General features: G+C 64.5%; 19 protein-coding genes. 9 read left to right on the top strand and 10 right to left on the bottom strand.

The features are described from left to right. Positions 1–70: 70 nt before the first annotated feature. Complete coding sequence (locus O9Z63_RS10925) at positions 71–1,417, bottom strand: YfcC family protein (protein WP_270125240.1); 1,347 nt, start codon at positions 1,415–1,417, stop codon at positions 71–73. 326 nt (positions 1,418–1,743) lie between these two features. Here O9Z63_RS10925 and O9Z63_RS10920 point away from each other — a divergent pair, with 326 nt between their 5' ends. Genes O9Z63_RS10920 through O9Z63_RS10910 form a run of 3 tightly spaced genes read left to right on the top strand, consistent with a single transcriptional unit; the run spans position 1,744 to position 3,582 of the window. After that, on the top strand, positions 1,744–1,989 hold the full coding sequence (locus tag O9Z63_RS10920) for a hypothetical protein (RefSeq protein WP_270125239.1): 246 nt from the start codon (positions 1,744–1,746) through the stop codon (positions 1,987–1,989). Positions 1,990–2,034: 45 nt separating this feature from the next. Further along, positions 2,035–3,192 (top strand): glycosyltransferase family 39 protein, encoded by a 1,158-nt coding sequence (locus tag O9Z63_RS10915; protein ID WP_270125238.1) that lies wholly within the window; start codon positions 2,035–2,037, stop codon positions 3,190–3,192. Between the two features lie 9 nt (positions 3,193–3,201). Next, a complete protein-coding gene (locus O9Z63_RS10910) occupies positions 3,202–3,582 on the top strand; it encodes a hypothetical protein (RefSeq protein ID WP_270125237.1) in 381 nt (126 codons plus the stop codon). Positions 3,583–3,651: 69 nt separating this feature from the next. Here the strand turns inward: O9Z63_RS10910 and O9Z63_RS10905 are convergent, their stop codons facing one another. The 3 genes from O9Z63_RS10905 to O9Z63_RS10895 all read right to left on the bottom strand — a co-directional run bounded on the left by O9Z63_RS10905 (position 3,652) and on the right by O9Z63_RS10895 (position 5,959). Then, the gene (locus tag O9Z63_RS10905) at positions 3,652–4,005 is read right to left on the bottom strand and encodes a hypothetical protein (protein WP_270125236.1); all 354 of its coding nucleotides are present in this window, start codon (positions 4,003–4,005) and stop codon (positions 3,652–3,654) included. A 45-nt stretch (positions 4,006–4,050) separates the two neighbouring features. Further along, the gene (locus O9Z63_RS10900) at positions 4,051–5,355 is read right to left on the bottom strand and encodes a PAS domain-containing protein (RefSeq protein ID WP_270125234.1); all 1,305 of its coding nucleotides are present in this window, start codon (positions 5,353–5,355) and stop codon (positions 4,051–4,053) included. Positions 5,356–5,509: 154 nt separating this feature from the next. Then, on the bottom strand, positions 5,510–5,959 hold the full coding sequence (locus O9Z63_RS10895; RefSeq protein ID WP_270125233.1) for a GNAT family N-acetyltransferase: 450 nt from the start codon (positions 5,957–5,959) through the stop codon (positions 5,510–5,512). Between the two features lie 152 nt (positions 5,960–6,111). On the opposite strand from O9Z63_RS10895, the gene O9Z63_RS10890 reads away from it, so the two are divergent. Continuing rightward, complete coding sequence (locus O9Z63_RS10890) at positions 6,112–6,372, top strand: glycine zipper domain-containing protein (protein ID WP_270125232.1); 261 nt, start codon at positions 6,112–6,114, stop codon at positions 6,370–6,372. Positions 6,373–6,489: 117 nt separating this feature from the next. On the opposite strand, the gene O9Z63_RS10885 is transcribed toward O9Z63_RS10890, so the two are convergent. After that, entirely contained in the window at positions 6,490–7,620 is a 1,131-nt protein-coding gene (locus O9Z63_RS10885; RefSeq protein WP_270125231.1) for an MBL fold metallo-hydrolase, read from the bottom strand. A 160-nt stretch (positions 7,621–7,780) separates the two neighbouring features. Between O9Z63_RS10885 and O9Z63_RS10880 the strand changes: the two genes are divergently transcribed. Then, complete coding sequence (locus tag O9Z63_RS10880) at positions 7,781–8,080, top strand: hypothetical protein (RefSeq protein WP_270125230.1); 300 nt, start codon at positions 7,781–7,783, stop codon at positions 8,078–8,080. Positions 8,081–8,231: 151 nt separating this feature from the next. Here O9Z63_RS10880 and O9Z63_RS10875 read toward each other — a convergent pair whose 3' ends face one another. Beyond that, on the bottom strand, positions 8,232–9,143 hold the full coding sequence (locus tag O9Z63_RS10875; RefSeq protein ID WP_270125229.1) for a fatty acid desaturase: 912 nt from the start codon (positions 9,141–9,143) through the stop codon (positions 8,232–8,234). A 313-nt stretch (positions 9,144–9,456) separates the two neighbouring features. On the opposite strand from O9Z63_RS10875, the gene O9Z63_RS10870 reads away from it, so the two are divergent. The 4 genes from O9Z63_RS10870 (at position 9,457) to O9Z63_RS10855 (ending at position 14,811) form a co-directional block, all read left to right on the top strand. Then, positions 9,457–11,652: a TonB-dependent receptor gene (locus O9Z63_RS10870; protein WP_270125227.1), complete on the top strand. Its 2,196-nt coding sequence runs from the start codon at positions 9,457–9,459 to the stop codon at positions 11,650–11,652. A gap of 230 nt (positions 11,653–11,882) precedes the next feature. Continuing rightward, on the top strand, positions 11,883–12,584 hold the full coding sequence (locus O9Z63_RS10865; RefSeq protein WP_270125226.1) for a hypothetical protein: 702 nt from the start codon (positions 11,883–11,885) through the stop codon (positions 12,582–12,584). Between the two features lie 108 nt (positions 12,585–12,692). Beyond that, entirely contained in the window at positions 12,693–13,808 is a 1,116-nt protein-coding gene (locus O9Z63_RS10860) for a sensor histidine kinase (protein ID WP_270125225.1), read from the top strand. 217 nt (positions 13,809–14,025) lie between these two features. After that, positions 14,026–14,811, top strand: coding sequence for a LytR/AlgR family response regulator transcription factor (locus O9Z63_RS10855; protein ID WP_270125224.1), 786 nt, complete (start codon positions 14,026–14,028; stop codon positions 14,809–14,811). A 182-nt stretch (positions 14,812–14,993) separates the two neighbouring features. On the opposite strand, the gene O9Z63_RS10850 is transcribed toward O9Z63_RS10855, so the two are convergent. The 4 genes from O9Z63_RS10850 to O9Z63_RS10835 form a co-directional block, all read right to left on the bottom strand. Then, on the bottom strand, positions 14,994–15,761 hold the full coding sequence (locus O9Z63_RS10850; RefSeq protein ID WP_270125223.1) for a LytR/AlgR family response regulator transcription factor: 768 nt from the start codon (positions 15,759–15,761) through the stop codon (positions 14,994–14,996). A gap of 199 nt (positions 15,762–15,960) precedes the next feature. Continuing rightward, entirely contained in the window at positions 15,961–17,007 is a 1,047-nt protein-coding gene (locus O9Z63_RS10845; RefSeq protein WP_270125222.1) for a sensor histidine kinase, read from the bottom strand. Between the two features lie 143 nt (positions 17,008–17,150). Next, a complete protein-coding gene (locus O9Z63_RS10840; protein WP_270125221.1) occupies positions 17,151–18,101 on the bottom strand; it encodes an alpha/beta fold hydrolase in 951 nt (316 codons plus the stop codon). Positions 18,102–18,148: 47 nt separating this feature from the next. Beyond that, positions 18,149–19,024 carry a hypothetical protein gene (locus O9Z63_RS10835; protein WP_270125220.1) on the bottom strand — a complete coding sequence of 292 codons (876 nt, stop codon included), beginning with the start codon at positions 19,022–19,024 and terminating at the stop codon, positions 18,149–18,151. Position 19,025: the final 1 nt, after the last annotated feature.

Below are 19,025 nucleotides of genomic sequence, written 5' to 3'. Positions count from 1 at the left end.
GAAGTGTCTGCCACGAGAGGAAGGATTGCTTCGTCCTTCGTCCTCGCAATGACAGCGCCGCTGGCCGTTGCTACAGCCCCACGGCAATGCCCACCATCACGGCGGTGGCGCCTAGGGCCAGCAGGAGCAGGTAGAGCGGCAGCACGAACTTCCACCACTGGTCGAAGCGCACGCCGCAGGCCGCCACTATGGCCATGAGGGCGCCGTTGGTGGGCGTAATCAGCTCGCAGAGGCCGGCGCCGTACTGGTAGGCCAGCACCGTCACCTGGCGCGAGAGGCCGATGAGGTCGGAGAGGGGCACCAGCAGCGGCATGGTGAGCACGGCCTGGCCACTCACGCTGGGCACGGGCAGGTGCAGGGCCGTGTGCACGCCCATCATGCCCAGGGCCGACAGCGTAACCGGCAGCCCCGCCAGCGGCGCTGACAGCGCATTGACGATGGTATCCACGATCTGGCCCTGTTCCAGCACCACGAAAATGGCGCGGGCAAACCCGATGAGCAGCGCCGAGAAGGCAATGTCGCGGAAGCCGGCTAAAAAGCCTTCGGCCGTGCCCGTGAAACCCAAGCCGCCGATGAGGCCGGCCACTACGCCCAGCCCGAAAAACAGGGCCGCCATCTGCTCGAAATCCCAGCCCAGCTTGAGCACGCCGTAGGCGAAGAAGGCGAAGGCCGCGAACAGCAGCAGCAGTACCAGGCCGTGGTTGCGGCCTTCTGCCAGCGCGGCCGGGTCGGCGGCGGCGCTGGTTTCGGGCTGCACGCGGTGGCGCAGGGCGTAGCGCACGGTGCCCGCAATCCAGATGGCCAGCGCCACCACCAGAAACGCTAGCCGGAAGCCTCCGCCCGACAGCAGCGGCAGCTGCGCCAGCTTTTGGGCAATGCCCACCTGAAACGGATTGAGGGGGCTGAACGCCGCGCCCACCGCCGCCGAGCCGATGCTGACGGCCGCCGCCGTGAGGGCCGGGTAGCCGATGCGCCGCATCAGAATCAGCAGCACCGGAATCAGCGGCACTATCTCCTCCTGCATGTTTTCGAGGGCACCCATGGTGGCAAACAGCACCGAAATGATGGGAATCACGACGGCCTCGCGGCCCTGAAACCGGCGCAGCAGCCAGTCGACGCCGCTACGCAGGGCGCCGGTCTGGTCCACAACCGTGAAGGCGCCGCCGGCCAGAAACACCAGAAAAATGACCGAAGCGGCATCCACCATGCCTTTCGGAATGTCCACGATGGCCTGCAGGGGGCTGACGGGCGTGGCGGGCACGCGGTGGTAGGAGCCGGCTACCACCACGTCGCGGCCGGTGGCGGCATCAGGGTGGCGGCTGAACACGCCGGTTGGCAGCACGTAGCTCAGCAGGCAGGCCAGCAGAATAAACCCCACCAGTAGCACCAGCGGATGCGGGAAGCGTATCGTTTTCATGCCGCGAAGGTAAGGTGGGAGGGGATGTGAAGTGATGAGGTGATGAAGTGATGGGGGGATGAGGGGAGAACGTCATGCAGAGGCGCAGTCGAAGCATCTCGCGTGGGCCTCACCCCCCGGCACCCTCTCCCATGGAGATGGGGAGCCAGATGACCTTTCTCGGGCGACACCCGAATTTTTCTCAGTCGACCGTGTTTTTGGGGAATTACTACGCTGGCGAGATTCCTCGCTCCGCTCGGAATGACGTTCTTTCTTTACCTGTCACCTCATCACCACGACTCACCTCATTCCCCCAACTTCGTATCTTCGGATTTGCCCGGCACTACATGAATCTGCGCGTCTTCAAAAAGCTTCCCATGGGCCAGCAGGCCGAACTGCTCCGGCAGCACGGCCACTTCTTGGCTGAGCGGCGTGAGGACAGCTTCGTGCTGCGGCTGCTGGCCCTCGGCGACTTCTACGCGGAGGAGTGGCGGGTGCAAGGTGAGGACCATCTGCTGTTCATTCACCTGTTTCAGCACTCCGGCGGCCTGAGCGAGTACCTGCGCCACATCCGGCTGCCGCAGCCGCTGTAGCGGCCGTACGGTAGTCTTCCGGTTATCAGTGAGTTATATTGAGGGATGAAACCTTCCCGCCGTTTGCTGCCGCCGTTGCTGGCTTTGCTCAAGTTCGTGTCGGGCTACGGGTTGGCCAGCCGGGCCTACGAGCTGCACCGCGACGAGTACCTCTGCCTCGACTACGGCCGGCATCTGGCTTGGGGCTACCTGGAGGTGCCGCCGCTCACGGCCCTGCAAAGCTGGCTGACGCTGGCGCTGGGCGGCGGCTGGGTGTGGGTGAAGCTCTGGCCGATTTTGTGGGGCAGCCTCACGGTGCTGCTGCTGGGGCGGCTGGTGCTGAAGCTGGGCGGCGGCGCCTGGGCGGTGGCGCTGGCCAGCATCGGCTACATGGTGGCGGCGTATGCGCGGCTCAATTTCCTGTTTCAGCCCAACGCCTTTGAGGTGCTGGCTTTCACAGCGGCCGGCTACGCGCTGGTGCGGCACCTGCAAACCCATCGGTCCGGCTACCTCTACGTCTTGGGCGCGGCCGTCGGGCTGGGGCTGCTGAACAAGTACACCACGCTGTTTTATGTGGCCGCGCTGGGGGTGGCGCTGCTGGTGTCGCCTCAGCGGCATGTGCTGGCCAGCCGCCACCTGTGGGGCGGGGCCGCGCTGGCGCTGCTGCTCTGGCTCCCGAATCTGGGGTGGCAGCTGCTGCACGGCGTTCCGTTCCGGCACCACATGGCCCTGCTCCACGACTCGCAGCTGGTGCACGTGTCGGCGGCCGGTTTCTGGAAAGATCAACTGCTGATGTGCTTTCCGGTGGTGTGGGTGTGGGGCGCGGGGCTGCTGGCGCTGCTGCGGGCGCACCAGTTCCGGCGGTTTCGGGTGGTGGGCTGGCTGTGGGTGGCGGGGCTGCTGATCCTGACGGTGCTGCACGGCAAAAGCTACTACAGCCTCGGCTACTACCCGGTGCTGCTGCCATTTGGGGCGGTGTGGCTGGAGCAGTGGGTGGCGCGCCGCTGGCATCCGCGCGCGTGGCGGCCGGCGCTGCTGGCCCTGCCCGTGCTGACCATGCTGCCGCTGCTGCCGTTTCTGTTCACGCTCTACCCGCCGGCCTACATGCGCCACATCGGCCAGAACTACCAGAGCCTGGGCCTCACGCGCTGGGAAGACGGCGTGGAGCACGTGCTGCCGCAAGACTACGCCGACATGCTGGGCTGGCAGGAACTGGCCGACTAGGTGTGGCAGGTGTACCAGACGCTGCCCGCCGCCACCCGCGCCCGCACCCTCATCAAGTGCGACAACTACGGCCAGGCCGGCGCCATCAACTACTTCAACCGCCACCGGCCGCTGCCGGCCGCCCACAGCTTCAATGGCTCCTACCTATACTGGTTTCCGGCGCGCCCCGCGCAGCCGTGGCCGTATCTGCTGCTAGTCGAGGATGACGAGCCCGCCGGCGTGGCTGCGCACTGCCAGTCCATGCGGCAGGTAGGCGAAATCACCGATCCGTTTGCGCGGGAGCGGGGCACCCGCCTGTACCTGGTCACGCAGCCCGATTCTGTGCTGGTGCGCCGCGTGTACGCCGAGCACCAGGCCGCCCTGGCACCTTGGGAAGGCGGACTGAGGTAAGTGGTTAGTTGCTCGTTGTCAGCGTATTTTCAATCTGACAACTGACAACTGACAACTGACAACTGACAACTAAGCCGAAGCGCGCTCCATCTTCTGTAGCAGTGCTACAATCTGCTCGGCGTAGCCGTCAATCTGCTCTAGGCCGGTGCGCGATTCTTCGAGCTGGCCGCGCTGGTACTGGCGCACCAGCGTCTGGCCGGCCATGAGCATCTGCTGCAGCACCCGCTCAATTTCGCGCACCTCCGGGTGGGCGCTGTATTTGGGCTTCACAATGGTGTGGAGCCACTCGCCCAGCGGGTTTTCGCGCATCGAAAACAGCGCGTCATCCGCCTCGCGCACTCCGTAGAGCACGGAGCGCAGGCGCGACTTAAACAGCACCTGCTTGATGCGGGCCTGCTGAAAGTCGAGGTTGGTTATGTCCATGGCCGCCGTGGGGAGTAGTAGTCCGAATACTAAAGAAAGACAGGCTTACTGCGCCCCGGAGCGGAAGTCAGCCAGCGCCCGGCGCGCCAGCACCAGCTCGGTTACGTCGTAGGAGAAATGCGAAATGCCCACTACCTGCCCGTTTTCGCGCACTGGCTGATAGGTTACATTGAAGAATCGCTCGGTACTGTCGCCGGTCTGTGGATCTGACACCAAAAACGGTACTTCCTGCCCGAAAAAGGGTTCTCCCGACTGATACACCTGGTCGAGAATCGCAATGAAGCCCTGGTTTTCCGCTTCCGGAATCACCTCGGCCACGCTCCGGCCCAGCAGCTCCCGGCCCGGAAACAGAGCCTGGTAGGGCGGGTTCACGAACTCGTGCCGATGCTCGGGGCCCCGGGCCAGGGAAATCAGGGCGGGGGCCTGCATAAACAGGTCGTATAGGCTTTCGCGCTGGTATTGGGCTTGGCGCTGGGCTTGGTAGGTCTGCTCAGACAGCAGGGCCTGCTGCTCGTTGGTTTCCAGCAGCTCCTGCACCAGCAGCTTTTGGTCGTGAATGTCGGTGCCGCTGCCTACCCACATCACCAGCTCGCCCTGCTCGTTGTGGCGGGGCACGTTGCGGGCCAGCACCCAGCGGTACTGCCCGTCGTGGCGGCGCAGCCGGAATTCCAGTTGGTATTCGTGGCCGGCGCCCACGGCCTGGCTTACCTCCGTCGCAATCCGCTCGGCATCGTCCGGATGAATCAGACCGGGCGTTTCCTGCCACTCGGCGTTGGCCGCCAGCGTCAGGCCCGTGAAGTTTTCCCAGCGCGGATTGTAGTAGTCAGGCGTGCCGTCGGCGCGGTTGGTCCACACCATCACCGGCAGGTTTTCCAGAATGAAGGTGTTGCGCTGCTGGGTTTCGGCCAGTTCCTGGGCTACGCGGGTGGCTTCCCGGGCCGCCAGGTGCTGCTCGGTTACGTCCTGGGTGCGTTGCAGAATGAACTGCAGCCGGCCCTGCTCGTCCAGAATCGGGTAGTGCGTGGCCTGCCAGTAGAGCTCCTGCAGGCCACCGCCCTGGGCTGCGGGCCGCTCCAGGTCGTAGCGGATCAGGGGCATGGTGTGGGGCTGCAGGTGCTGCCGCACGTGCTCGTGCGAATCCTGCATAATGGCAGCCGATTCTTCGTTGGTGGCCGGATAGGCCTCAAAAAGCGGCTTGCCCACTACCTCGTCCCGGCTTTTCAGCGACACGGCCGCGTGGCTATCCGTATTGTCCACGATGGTGGCCTCCGCGTCGGGAGCAATAAGCAGAAAGTTCTCGGGCAGGGCCCGGAAAAGCTGTTGGTAGTCGACCGGAAATGCAGAAGCCATGCAGCAGGCAGATGAAAAAACGGGAAGCAGAAATACGGCTGCTGCGGGCGGCAGCAAGCCGGCAAATATAGACGCAAAGCCAGCGGTTATAAAAGCTCCACAGTAAGGTAAGCATTGGCGGCACAATCAGCCCGATACCGCCCAATCTGCCAGCTCAGGCGCGCACCATGTGGATGTGCGGGATGCCGTCTTCGAGGTAGCCCTCGCCCACCTGCCGAAACCCGAAGCTCTCATAAAACGCCTGCAGATACAGCTGCGCCCCAATCTGGATGGGCTGGGCCCCGAACAGCTGCTCGACGGCGCCAATGGCCTGATGCAGCAGCTCGCGGCCCAGCCCGTAGCGCCGGAACTTCGGGCTGACCACCACCCGCCCGATGCTGGCCTCGGGGTAGCTGATGCCGGCCCCAAACAGGCGGGCGTAGGCGGCCAGCTCGCCGGTTTCGGTATAGCCCAGCAGGTGGGTGGCGGCCTGGTCCTGCCCGTCGATGTCCTGGAAGGCGCAGGTCTGCTCTACTACAAATACCTCGCTGCGCAGCTGCAGCAAGGCGTAGAGCTGGGGCACGGAAAGCAGGTCGAAGGGGAGGGTGGTCCAGGTAAGGGTCATGGGGCAAAGGTAGGGAGGCTAGCCGTTGTGGTAGGCTAAGTAATGTAGGTACATAATTTTTGCTTTCCCCAACCACTCCCTGCAACGGCCGTTTTTACGGAGACACCTTCCCAGCCGGGAAGCATCATTTTCTACCTGAAATCAAAGAAATCATGAGAACTATACGTTTTGCTTTCGTGGCTGCGGCCTGCTTTCTGTTCACGGATTGTTCTACCAGCCGCGGCACCGGCGCGGCCATTGGCGGCGCCGGCGGGGCTGTAGTAGGTGGTGCCGTAGGTGGCACGGGCGGGGCCGTATTGGGCGGCGCCGCCGGTGCTGTGGGCGGCGCCGTCATCGGCAACCGTCGCGACAAGAAAAAGGCCGAGCGGGCGGCTCAGGAAGAAGCCCGCCGCAACCAGCAGAACAACCTGTAGCGCCATTCACCGAAGCTGCCATTTTCTGCGGCAACCAGCGCTATAAAGCCCCAAAGCGGAAGGTGAACCTAGTGGTTGCCTTCCGCTTTGGGGCTTTATATAGTTTGTGCCTGCCAGCTACTGCCACCATTGCACCTGCGGCAGCGCACCCGCGCCTGGCGTGACGGGCTGTCCCAACTCGGGCGTGGTGATGGGCAGCAGTAGGCGGGCAGCTTCGGCGGAGGCGCGGCGCACGGGCTCGTTCCAGGCGTGGTTGGCCTCGGTGAAAGCGCCCCAATGCACTGGTAGCAGCACCCGGCCGCGCACGTCCAGCGTGGCCTGCACGGTCTGCTCGGGTTTCATGTGGATTTGGGCCCATTGGTCGTCGTACTGGCCGCACTCCATCAGAGCCAGGTCGAAGGGGCCGTGCTGCTGGCCGATGGTTTTGAAGTGCGGGCCGTAGCCGCCGTCGCCGCTGTAGAACACGCGCTGCGAAGGGGTTTTGAGCACCCAAGAGCTCCAGGAAGTGGAGTTGCGGTTGGTGAGGCCCCGACCCGAAAAATGGCGCGCCGGCGTGCTGATGATGGTGAGGCCGCCGGGCAGCTGCACCGAGTCGTTCCAGTCCAGCTCGTGCACGCGGGCCGGTGCCACGCCCCAGGCCAGCAGGTGCGCACCCACGCCCAGCGGCACGTAGAAGCCCGCCACCTTGTCGCGCAGCTTCCGGATGGTTTCGTAGTCGAGGTGGTCGTAGTGGTCGTGCGAAATCAGCACCGCATCAACGGCTGGCAGCTGCTCGGCCGTGATGGCCAGGTTGGGGTTGTAGCGCTTGGGCGTGACGAGCGGCAGCGGGCCCATTTTCACGCTCAGCATGGGGTCGAAGAGGATGTTTTTGCCGGCTATTTCCACCAAGCTGGCCGAGTGCCCGAACCAAGTGGCGCGCAGTAGCCCGGCCGGCTTGCGCACGATACTGAGCGAATCGAGCGGGCGAGTGGGCAGCGGCGCGGGCGGCTGTACGTTGGCGGGCTTGCTCCCGAATACGAATTTCCATAGCGCCGAAAACGTGCTGCCGCCGGTCATCAGCTCAGTGGGCACCAGGTTGCGGAACTCGCCATCCATGTAGTGCCCCGACTGCGCGTAGGCGGCCTTTTGAGCTTTGGAGGGCGAGCCGCCCAGCTGCGGGCTCAGGTTGGCGAAGGCCACGCCCGCCACCAGCAGCAGCGCCACAATACTGGCGGTCAGCCGCCCAATCAGTTTCCAAGAAATACGCATACGCACAGAATACGGGGAAGCGGCGCCCGTGGCCGCCAACTTGGTAGTCGGCCCAAGCCGCCGGATACTTTAGCGGCCCCGAAGGTAGTAGCCCGGGCCCGCAACCGCCGTACCCTGTCAGGCACGGAAATACGCCGCAAAAACGCCAGATTGCTGGTCTATGGCCAATACCACGTCGCAACATATTCTGCCCACGTCCGCCAATCTGCTGGGCTTTTGCCTGTTCGTCATCACCTCGCTGCACATCACCAACAGCGCCACCAGCAGCCTCATCGACGAGTTTACCTCGCTCATTGCGTTGCTGTTCGCGTTTTCGTGCCTGCTCTCGTTCCTCTCCATCCGCACTGCCGACCGCGCCAAAGAGCAGCGGGCCGAGCGTCTCGCCGACTACCTGTTTCTGGCCGCGCTGGTAGGTATTGTGGGGATTATTCTGCTGCTGATTTTCCGGGTGATTCGGTAGGGTGTACCCGCCTGTATGCTGACTGTACTCGTTTCAATTGCTGAATGAATTCCGGTTAGCCGCAGGCCCTCGGCATAGAAAAAGCCACTGTGCCACTTCCGAAGACAGGAAAGCAGCATAATGGCTTGGTTTGTAGTAATTGTAGGCAGCCTTACTCTTGCCAAGGCCAGTGCCAGCGGTAGGCGCGGGCTTTGGCCTGAGGCTTCTGGGTCGGCGTCTGGCCCACCACTTGTACGTCCCAGACCAACCCCAGAGCCCGCAGCGTGGCAATCAGGTACCAGCCAAGGTCCAGTTCGTACCAGGCGGTGCTCATTTTGGCGGAGCTGGGGTGGGCGTGATGGTTGTTGTGGAAGCCTTCGCCGAAGGACAGTGCGCCCAAAACGAAGTTGTTGTAGCCATGCTCGGTAGCCTGGTCAATATCATAGCGGGCGTAGCCGTATTTGTGTGATACGAAGCCCACAAACCAGTGCCCCAGGATGGTAACGCTGATCCGCACGCACACGCAGACAATCATGGCCTCGAAGCTGAATACGCTCCAGATCAGGGCCGCTGCGCCCAGCACGTGCCAGTACCAGGTACGCTCCAGAAAGCGCAGCCACGGGTCGTGCAGGTCTTCGGCAGGAATAGCGTAACGGGCTTCATCGGCGGGCCGCAACGCCAGGTGCAGGTTCCAGGCGTAGTCCTGCCATATGGAATGGTCGTAGCGGAAGTAGGCGGGGCAGTCGGGGCGGTTTTGCCAGTAGTCGCGGAAGTAGTGCACCCGCACCCAAGAGAGCGGCCCGCCCAGGCCTGAGTGCACGAAACAGTAAGCGAGTACCCCGCGCAACAGCCGCGAGCAGCGGTAGGAGCGGTGAATGATGCCGCGGTGCAGCCCGATGGAATGACCCAGCCCCACGGTAAACACCGTGAGCAGTACGGAGGCCACGCTCCGCTCCACCGACAGCGAAGAGAACCCCCACACCAGGGCCGGCAGCAGCAGCAGATACAGCCAGCCCGATTTCAGCCAGCCGGGAGTTAGCTGGTCGCCCTTGGCAACGCTGGCAGTAGGATTAAACAAGCGCATCAGCAACGGATAATAGTCAAGGATAAAACAGTAGGAACGAAGTCTTTGAACTGCTTCAAATATAAAGCGTTGACGCGCACAAAACCGCGTCGGATAAATCAAAAAAACAGCTTGATGTGGAGCCTACGGCGGGAGGGCGCTAATGGTGCAGGCAGGCATTCAGCTGTGCGGATAGCAATGCCCGCGACCTTGCCGCAAGCAGATTCTTCCCGTTTCCCAACGCTTCATCCGCCTAATCCGACGCTTCGGTAACGGCAAGTTTCCTGGGCTGCGGCGGGTGCTCACTTTTGAGCATCACTTCGCCGCTACTCCCATGAAACGTCTGCTACTCGCGCTGCTGCTGCTCCTCGCCTCCGGCCTGCCTTTGCTGGCTCAGTCTGCCACCACGCTTTCCGGCACCGTCCGCGACGCGTCGGGGGGCGCGTTGCCGGGCGTGAACGTGTTTCTGCGCGGCACCTTCGATGGCGCCAGCACCGACTCGGTGGGCGCGTTTCGGTTTGAGACCCGGCAGACCGGGGCGGCCGTGCTGGTGCTGAGCTTGCTGGGCTACCAGCCCCAGGAGCTACCCGTGGCGCTCAATGGGCAGCCGGTACGCCTCGCCCTGAAAATGAAAGGCACCCCGCACGCTCTGGGCTCGGTGGTGGTGACGGCCGGCGCCTTCGAGGCCAGCGACGAGCACCGCAGCGCCGCCCTCAACACCCGCGACGTGCAAACCACCGCCGGCGCCCTCTCCGACGTGGCCGCGGCTCTCAACACGCTGCCCGGCACCACCAAAGTAGGGGAGGAGGGCCAGCTGTTTGTGCGCGGCGGGGCTGCCAACGAAACCAAAGTGTACCTCGACGGCCTGCTGGTGCAGAACTTCTACGCCGGCTCGGTGCCCGCAGTGCCGGCCCGCGGGCGGTTTGCGCCCACGCTGTTCCGGGGTACGGTATTCAGCACCGGCGGCTATTCGGCGCTGTATGGGCAGGCGCTGTCGGGAGTGCTGCAGCTGAACTCCACCGATTTGGCCGCTGAAACCCAGACCGGCGTGTCGGTGTCGTCGGTGTTCGTGGGGGCTTCGCGCACCAAGCGCTGGGAGCGGACTTCGCTGGACTTCTCCGGCGACTACACCAACCTGACGCCCTACATGGGCCTGCTGCCGCAGAACGTGGACTGGGTGCAGGCCCCGCGCGGCAGCAGCGGCTCCGTGAAGCTCAGCCACCGCACCGGCCAGGCCGGCATGCTGAAAGCGTACGGCACCTGGAGCGGGCAGCGCTTCGTTATCGGGCAGCCCAGCCCCGAGCCCGCCGGCCGCCAGCAGATAGCGCTGCAAAACCACAACGCCTACCTCAACACCACCTTCCGCAGCCCCCTGCGCCACGGCTGGAGCATCCAGATTGGCGTGGCCCTGAGCCGCGACGACAAAGACCTGCAGCCCGACACGCTGCGCCTGCGCACCCTGGAGCAGGCCGTGGTGGGCCGGGTGGTGCTCACCAACGACTCGGTGGGCACCCGCTGGAACCTGAAGCTGGGCCTGGAAGGCGTGGGCCAGCGCGTCACGCAAACCTATCAGCCGCACGCTACGGCGGCGCTTAGCTACCAAACCAGCTTCACGGAGCAGCGCACGGCCGCTTTCGTGGAAACTGACTTTCAGCTGACCGACCGGCTGGCCGGCCGGGTGGGCGGCCGGGCCGAGTACTCGGCGCTGCTGGGGCTGGCCAACGCCGCGCCGCGCCTGGCGCTGGCCTACCAGACCACCGAGCATAGCTCCGTGTCAGGCGCCTACGGCCGCTTCTACCAGACGCCCGACAACACGCTGCTGCTCGTGCAGCCCCGGCTGCGCTTCGAGCAGGCCCAGCACGCCGTGCTCACCTACCAGTACAACCACAACGGCCGCCTGCTGCAAACCGAAGCTTACCACAAAACCTACGCCCACCTCACCCGCTTCGACGGCCGCAACCCCCGCAACCCCGCTGATTACAACAACGACGGCACCGGCTACGCCCGCGGCCTCGACGTGCTGTGGCGCGACCGGAAAACGGTGAAATACCTGGAGTACTGGGTGAGCTACGGGTTGCTCGACACCCGCCGCCAGTACCGCCAGGACCCCGTGTCGGCCGTGCCTACGTTTGCCGCCAAGCACAACGTGTCGGTGGTGGGGAAATACTGGGTGCCCAAGCTGACCACGCTCTTCGGGGCCACCTGGAGCTACGGCAGCTCCCGCCGCTACCACGACCCCAACCAGGACGGCTACAACCAGGGCGTGCTGCCCACTTACCAGGACCTGAGCCTCAACGCCAGCTACCTCACGCGGCTGTTCGGCCAGTTCACGGTCGTACACGTGTCGGCCTCCAACGTGTTGGGCCGCCCCAACGTGTTCGGCTACCGCTACGCCACCACGCCCGACGCCGCTACCGGCCAGTACCGCCGCGTGGCCATTACGCCCACCGCCCCGCGCATGCTGTTCGTGGGCGTGTTCATCTCCATCAACAAGAAAAGCCCCGGCGACGTGAACGAGCGGCCGGAGTGACCTCACCCCCTAGCCCCCTCTCCAAATGAGAGGGGGGACTAGTCTTAGTCTCTAGTCTTTATCCTCTAGATGCTAAAACTAGAGCCCCTCTCTTTTGGAGAGGGGTTGGGGTGAGGTTCCCCACCGACGCTTCATCCGTCAAATCCGACGCTTCGGTAACGGCAAGTTTCAGGGCCGCCCCGGGCCGCCCACCTTTGAATCACTCAACCACCACAAACCATTTTCCTGTCATGAAAAAGTCGCTGTTCACCCTCGCCCTCGTTGCCGCCTGCTTCGCCGCCACTGCTCAAACGGTGCCCGCCGCCAAGCCCGCCGCTGCTACCACTGCCGCTGTCAACGACCCCTACACCGACATGATGACGGCGACCATCAAGGAGCTGATGAGCACCGGCGACATAGCCCAGCTCAAGCAGGTGGATGCCAAGCTAGAGCGCGCCGCTGCCGTCAACGGCAAAGACTGGCTGCCCCGCTACTACCAGGCCTACGCCCGCCTCATCACCTGCTTCCAGAGCAAGGAAGACGGCGACACCAAAGACAAATACCTCGACCAAGCCGAAGCCGCCCTGGCCCAGGCCCGCAAGCTGGGCGGCGACGAGTCGGAGCTGCTGGTGCTGCAGGCCTACATCTATCAGGCCCGCCTGGGCGTGTCGCCGATGCTGCGCTCCATGAAGTACTCGGGCATGGTGACGGCCACCCTGGAGCAGGCCAAGAAGCTGAACGCCGCCAACCCGCGCATCTACCTGGTGCAGGCCAACAACGTGTACTACACGCCCGCCATGTTCGGGGGCGGCGCCGACGTGGCCAAGCCGCTGTACGAGGAAGCCAAGAAGCGTTACGCCGCCTTCACGCCGGTTTCCGCCACGGCCCCCAACTGGGGCGAGCGGCAGCTGCTGGGCCGCCTGAAAGCCTACGAAACGGCCTCGGTGAAGTAAGCCGGCGGCCAGTGCCGCGGATATCTGCCGGGCTGTGGCCTGCCGGGTATCCGCGGCACAAGTGGTATCTTTTCGCTCGTACTACCGGCCTTTAGGCCTCTTTAGCTTATGCTGGAATCCGCTTTTGCCGCGCCGCCGAAAACAGCGGCCACCCCGCCGCCGGCAGCCAGGCACTTCGCCAACCTGGGGCAATACTACCCCCACCGCAAGTGGGCGATGATGCTGGGGCTGATGCTGGCCATGTCGCTGGTGCTGTCATTTACGTTCTGCTCTGAGTGCCCGCTGCTGAGCGAGGATTTTCTGGTCACGTTCGGCTACAACTTCTGCTACACCACCGGCCTGTGGCTGGCCAACGGCTTTCCCAGCGAGTGGCTGAACCGCCGCGTCGACTGGACGTTGCACCCGTTCCGCCGCTTCCTGATTACGCTGCTACTGTCGGTGGTGATGTCACTGCTCGTGATTCTGCTTGTGACCGGTGGCTTTCTGGTGTTCTACCACCACCGGCCGCTCAGCTCGCTTACCTGGCGGCCCTTCGTTATTCCGCTGCTGATTACGGTGGTGGTGTCGCTGTTTATGCACAGCCGCTCGTTTCTGATGGGCTGGCGCGAGGCCGCTATCCGGGTGGAGCGGGTGGAAAAGGAAAACGCCGTGGCCCGCCTCGATTCGTTGCGCCGGCAGGTGGACCCGCACTTTCTGTTCAACTCGCTGAACGCCCTCACCTCGCTCATCGAAGACCACGACCCGGCCCGCGCCACGCGCTTCGTGCGGCAGCTGGCCCAGGTATACCGTTACGTGCTCGACTCGCAGGAGCAGGAAGTGGTGCCGCTGCGCGAGGAAATGCGGTTCGTGGAATCCTACGTGTATCTGCAGCAAACCCGTCTCGGCGAGGGCCTGCAGGTGGACATCAGCCTGCCGCCTGCCGCCGACCTGGACGCGCTGCTGGTGCCGCCGCTAGCCGTCCAGCTGCTGCTCGAAAACGCTCTCAAACACAACGCCACTTCCCAGCGCGACCCGTTGCGCCTCAGCCTCACGCTGGACGTAGCGGCCCGGCAGCTGGTGGTGCGCAACGCCCTGCGCTACCGCCGCGTGCCCGACGGCGAATCGACGGGCCTGGGTTTGGCCAACCTGCAGGCCCGCTACCAGTTCCTGACCAGCCAGCCCGTGCTAATCGAGAAAACCGACACCGAATTTGTGGTGACGCTGCCGCTGCTGGAGCTGACGTAGCGCGGCCAGTAGCGCAGTAGCGTGAACTTTGTAGTTCGCGTCCCCGCGCCGTTCGGATGGCTATAACGGTGCGGGGGCGCGAACTGCAAAGTTCGCGCTACTGGCGGGCAGTGTCTAAACCGATTCATACGCTACCCGCAACGACGACACGCAACGTATTGCGTCTTTACACCGCGCAATTATGCTTACAACAGGTTTTACCTGTTTACTTTCGCCTATGCCAACACCCCTACGCGCCCTGATTATCGAAGACGAGCCGCTGGCGGCCAACCGCCTGATTGGGCTTCTCAACAAGCAAGCCCAGCCCGTAGAGGTGGTGGGCACGGCCGAGTCGGTGGCCGAGGCGGAGGCGCTGCTGCGCACCGTGCAGCCCGCGCCCGACGTGCTGTTTCTGGACATCCATCTGGCCGACGGGCTCAGCTTCGAGCTGTTTGAGCGGCTGGAAATCCGCAGCCCGGTGGTCTTCACCACCGCCTACGACAAGTACGCGCTGCGGGCCTTCAAAGTAAACAGCGTGGATTACCTGCTCAAACCCATCGACGCCGACGAGCTGACGGCTGCCCTGGCCAAGCTGCACCGCCAGCGCGAGGCCGCCACACCGCAGCTGGATGCGGCGCTGCTGGCGCGGGTGTTGCAGCAAACCCAGCCCGCCAAGGAGTACAAAACGCGCTTCGTGGTGCGGGTGGGCGAGCACCTCAAGGCCATTCCGGTGGAGCAGATTGCCTACTTCGCCAGCTTGGAAAAAGTGACGCTGCTGCATACCCGCGAAGGCCGCCGGTTCGTGGTCGACTACACGCTGGAGCAGCTCGAAGGCCTGCTCGATCCGCTGGAATTCTTCCGCCTCAACCGCGCCTACCTGGCCCACGCCGACGCCATCCATGACATCATCCACTACACCAACTCCCGCCTGCAAACCGTCCTCAAGCCCACCCCACCCGACAACGACACCGTGCTGGTAAGCCGCGAGAAAGTAAGCACGTTCAAGGCCTGGCTGGATCGGTAAATTGCCTGTCATTGTGAGGGCGAAGGACGAAGCAATCTGTCCTCTCCGTGCTCTAAGCTACCCTCAACCCAAAGCCCTCCGGCAGTAGTGTTACACTAGCGCCGGAGGGCTTTGCTGCGAGGAAAGTGTCTGCCACGAGAGGACGGATTGCTTCATCCTTCGTCCTCGCAATGACAGCGCACTCAGCCCTCCAGCCACTGCTTCAGCGCCCCAGCCTTCTCGCGGCTTACCAGCACTTCCTCGCTAGGGGCGGGGTGCAGCTCCAGCAGCAGCTTGCCGTTGAAGTGCGGGTGCAGGCGTTGCACTGCGGGCAGCTGGGCCAGAAACTGGCGGTTGAGGCGGAAAAACTGGCGCGGGTCGAGGAGGCTTTCCAGCTGCTCCAGCGTGTAGTCGACCACGAAGCGGCGGCCGTCCTGGGCTACGAGGGTGGTGGTTTCGTGGCGGCTCTGGAACCAGGCCACCTGGGTGGCGGGCAGGGGCAGCAGCTGCTCGCCGTGGCGCACCAGGAAGCGGGTTTTGTACGGCCGTTCGGCCCGCGGCAAACTGTCGAGGAGGTGCTCCAGGCGCTGGGCCGGCGGGGTGGGCGCGGTGGCCGTGCGCCACTCGCGCAGCTTGGCCAGTGCCGCCTGCAGCTCCAGCAGCTTCACCGGCTTCAGCAGGTAATCCACGCTATTCGCCCGGAAGGCCCGGATGGCGTAAGCGTCGTAGGCCGTTGTGAAGATGACCGGGCTGCGCACCACGGCCTGCTCGAACACCTCCAGGCTGAGGCCGTCGGCCAACTGGATGTCGCTCAGAATCAGGTCGGGCGCGGGGTTGTTGTCCAGCCATTGCAGGGTGGCCGCCACGCTGTCGAGCAAGGCCAGCACCTGGGCTTCGGGCGCGGCCTGCAGCAGCTGCCGCTGCAGCCGCTCGGCCGCCGGGTATTCGTCTTCAAGCAGCAGAACGGTCATTTTTTTGGGTGATATGTGGTACGTCATGCAGAGGCGGAGCCGAAGCATCTCGCCAGATTAGTAATCCGGTAATATGGTGGATTGTGGGAGAATTTCTGATTCAGTCTATCAGTCCAGGAAAGGGGATTAGCTTCTGGCGAGATTCCTCGTCACTGGCTTGATGCGCCACATGCTCGGAATGACGTTCTTTTTCACCTCATCACCCATTCAACAACGGCAGCTGCACCCGGAACCAGCCGTCGGCGGCTGATACGGTTACGGGGGCGGCGGCCTGCAGCAGCTCGTAGCGGTGGCGCACGTTGCGCAGGCCGGTGCCGGTGCCGGGCGCGAGGCCGGCGGTGCGGGGGCGTAGCGTGTTTTCCACCACCAGAAATTGCTGCCCGGCATCCACTCCAATGCGCAGCTCCAGCGCATGCTCACGCGAGGCTACGTTGTGCTTGAGGGCGTTTTCCACCAGCAGCTGCACGCTCAGCGGCGCCACCTGCCGGGTGTGCAGCGTGGCCGGCACGGTGGTGGTTACGCGCAGGTTGTCGCGGAAGCGGGTTTTGTGCAGGGCTAGGTAGGTATCCACGAAGGCCAATTCCTCGCCGAGCGGCACCGTGGGCTTGTCGCGGGCCAGCAGCACGTAGCGGTACACATCCGAAAGCTGCTCCAGAAACTGCTGCGCCGCTTCGTTTTCGGGCTCCACCAGTGCCGACAGCGTGTTCAGGGAGTTGAACAGGAAGTGCGGGTCGAGCTGGCTTTGCAGGGCTTCGAGCTGGCTTCGGATGCCGGCGCTCTGCAGCTGCTCGGCGCGGCGCAGATTCTGCTTCCACTGTTGAAACAGGTGCCAGCTCTCATAAATCAGCTGCACTACCACCGTGGGCACCATATTCAGCCCGAACTCCGCCAGGAAGCCGCGCCCCGTGAGCTGCCCGCCCTGCGCCCACGCCGCCAGCAGCCCGATGCCCAGCGTGACGACGGCCGTGATTGACGTGTTGATGACGGCCAGCCACCACAGCCGCCGCGTGGTCTGCTCGACGCGCGGAAACCGCCGGAGCAGCAGCCGCCACAGCTGCCGGCCCGCCAGCCAGAACGTGGTGGTAATGCCCAGCGACACCACCCAGGCGCCCAGCGCCTCTGGCACGGAGGGCACCTGCAGCAGCCCCCGCGGCAGCAGCACCAGCAAGGCCAGCGTCGGGATGCCGAGCAGCAGAAACCACCGGTCGTTCAGGAAGGCAGCGGGGCGGTCGGCGGGAAGCGGCATGCAGTAGTAAATCCGTTTGGCGTTCAGTGAGCGGCAATAGCGCGAACTGTGTAGTTCGCGTCTCCGCGCCATTAAAGTCGTCTGAACGGCGCGAGGGCGCGAACTACACAGTTCGCGCTACTGCCGCGCCGCCTAAGCTACGGTTAGCGCGGTAGCTTCTGCACGAAGCTAACCACGGCCTGCCGGAAGGCCGCCGGCTGCTCCAGAAACGAATTGTGCTTGCCGGGCAGCACCACCGTCTGCTGCTTTGGGAAACGGAAGGTGCCGGGCGCGGCGCCCGTGGTGCGGTCGTCCTGGCCCACAATGTTGAGCACGGGCATGCGGAGCTGGGCAGTGGCAGGCACGAAATCCTGGCCGTAGTCGGGCAGCTGGCCGCTGAACACCTGGGTGCCGAAATCGGGGTTGGCGGGCACGCTGCGGCTCACGCGGCTGGCGCGGGCAGCCAGCGAGTCGGCGGAAAACTGCAGCTGCCAGGCCAGTTTCTGCTGCTGCAGCGCGCCCATCACCATGCCCACGCGCTGCATCATCGGCAGGCCGGGGTTGGGCTGGGCGGCGGCCGGCAGCAGGGTGGTGCCGTACTGCACCATGCTTTCCAGCGAAGCCGGCGGGTTCAGCACGGCATTCACCAGCACCAGGGCCTGCACCCGCTGCGGATACTGCGTGGCGTAGGCCGTGGCAATGGTACCCCCGAATGAGTGGGCCATCAGCACCCAGCGCTCCAGCCTCAGCTGCTGCCGCAGCTCTTCCAGATCCTGCACCATGCGCGCCATGCTGTAGTTGGGCCGCCGAGGGCTGCCGGAGCGGCCACTGCCGCGCTGGTCGTAGTAGATCAGGCGCAGCTTGTCTTCAAGGCGGTTGCCGCCCAGCTTCTCAAACGAATAGCTGCCGGCCCCCGGTCCGCCGTGCACAAACACGCACGGCGTCCCCTGGCCCGCCACCCGCACGTACAGCTGCACCGAATCGGAGGTGAGCAAAGCAGTGGGGCCGTTGGTGAGCCGGCCGGCCCGCTGCTGGGCTATGGCGGTTGGGGTAGCAAGCAGGAGCAGGCCGAAAACCACCAGTAACTGGCGAAACAGGAGTTGGAAAGCAGACATATGCAAGGGAGAGTATCGATGAGAAGTAGACTACACGAAGTAGTTGGTTACCGGACAGCCAGCAGCGGCACGCCCTGCAGGGCCAGCGCAAACAGCAGCACTACCAGACCGGCGTAGGTGGCGGCGCCCAGCCACGTCAGCAGTGCAGCGCGGCGCGGCAGGTGCCGGCTCAGCCACCAGCCCAGCAGCGGCAATGCCTGCAGGCTATGCAAACCCAGAAAGTGCGCAATGCGCAAGTCGCCGGCGCGGGTGCTCCAGCCCAGGCCGGGCAGGCCGGGTCCGCCGTCGGGGGCACCTACGGTGTGCTGGTTGAGGTGAATCATCATGCCGCCCAGCAGGCTGCCCAGCAGAAACAGCAGCAGCCCCAGCCGCACGCCCCACACGTAGCCGGCCGGGCCGTGGGGCCGGTGCCGCCACACCAGATACACCGCCCAGACAGTCAGCACGGTGTTGAGCACAATGAACACGCCCATCACACTGAACAGGGCCCCATCCAGCGCCGTGGCGCCGTTGAAGTGCGAGCTGGTGCCGCGGGCGGCCTGCGTGGTGATGCACACCATTTCCACCACCATGCTCAAAGCCACGCCTCCGCTGATGCGGCGCACCGACCGTTGCGCCACCGCCGGCAGGTCGGCCAGCAGCCAGGCCAGCGTCCAGAGGTAGAGCAGGCCGGAAAGAGCAAACTTGGCCGGCTTGATCCACACGGGCAGGCCCGTTACGAGGCGGTGGTCGAAGGGCAGCAGCGCCAACGCCAGCAGCAGCAGCGCTACGTGCAGCCAGCCGGCCCAGGCCAGCACCGGATTCACGCGGTGCAGCACGCGCAGCCAGGTGGCCGCATAGCCGGCCGGCGAAGCAGCGCCAGCAACGGTAGAACCAGCGGCGGCAGCGGCGCCGGATTTCAGCGAAAAGTCAAGAGTAGCCATG

The organism is Hymenobacter yonginensis (genome assembly GCF_027625995.1).
Taxonomy (GTDB): Bacteria; Bacteroidota; Bacteroidia; order Cytophagales; family Hymenobacteraceae; genus Hymenobacter; species Hymenobacter yonginensis.
The sequence above is the reverse complement of the archived record's forward strand: the minus strand, read 5'-3'. Positions and strand labels throughout refer to the sequence as shown.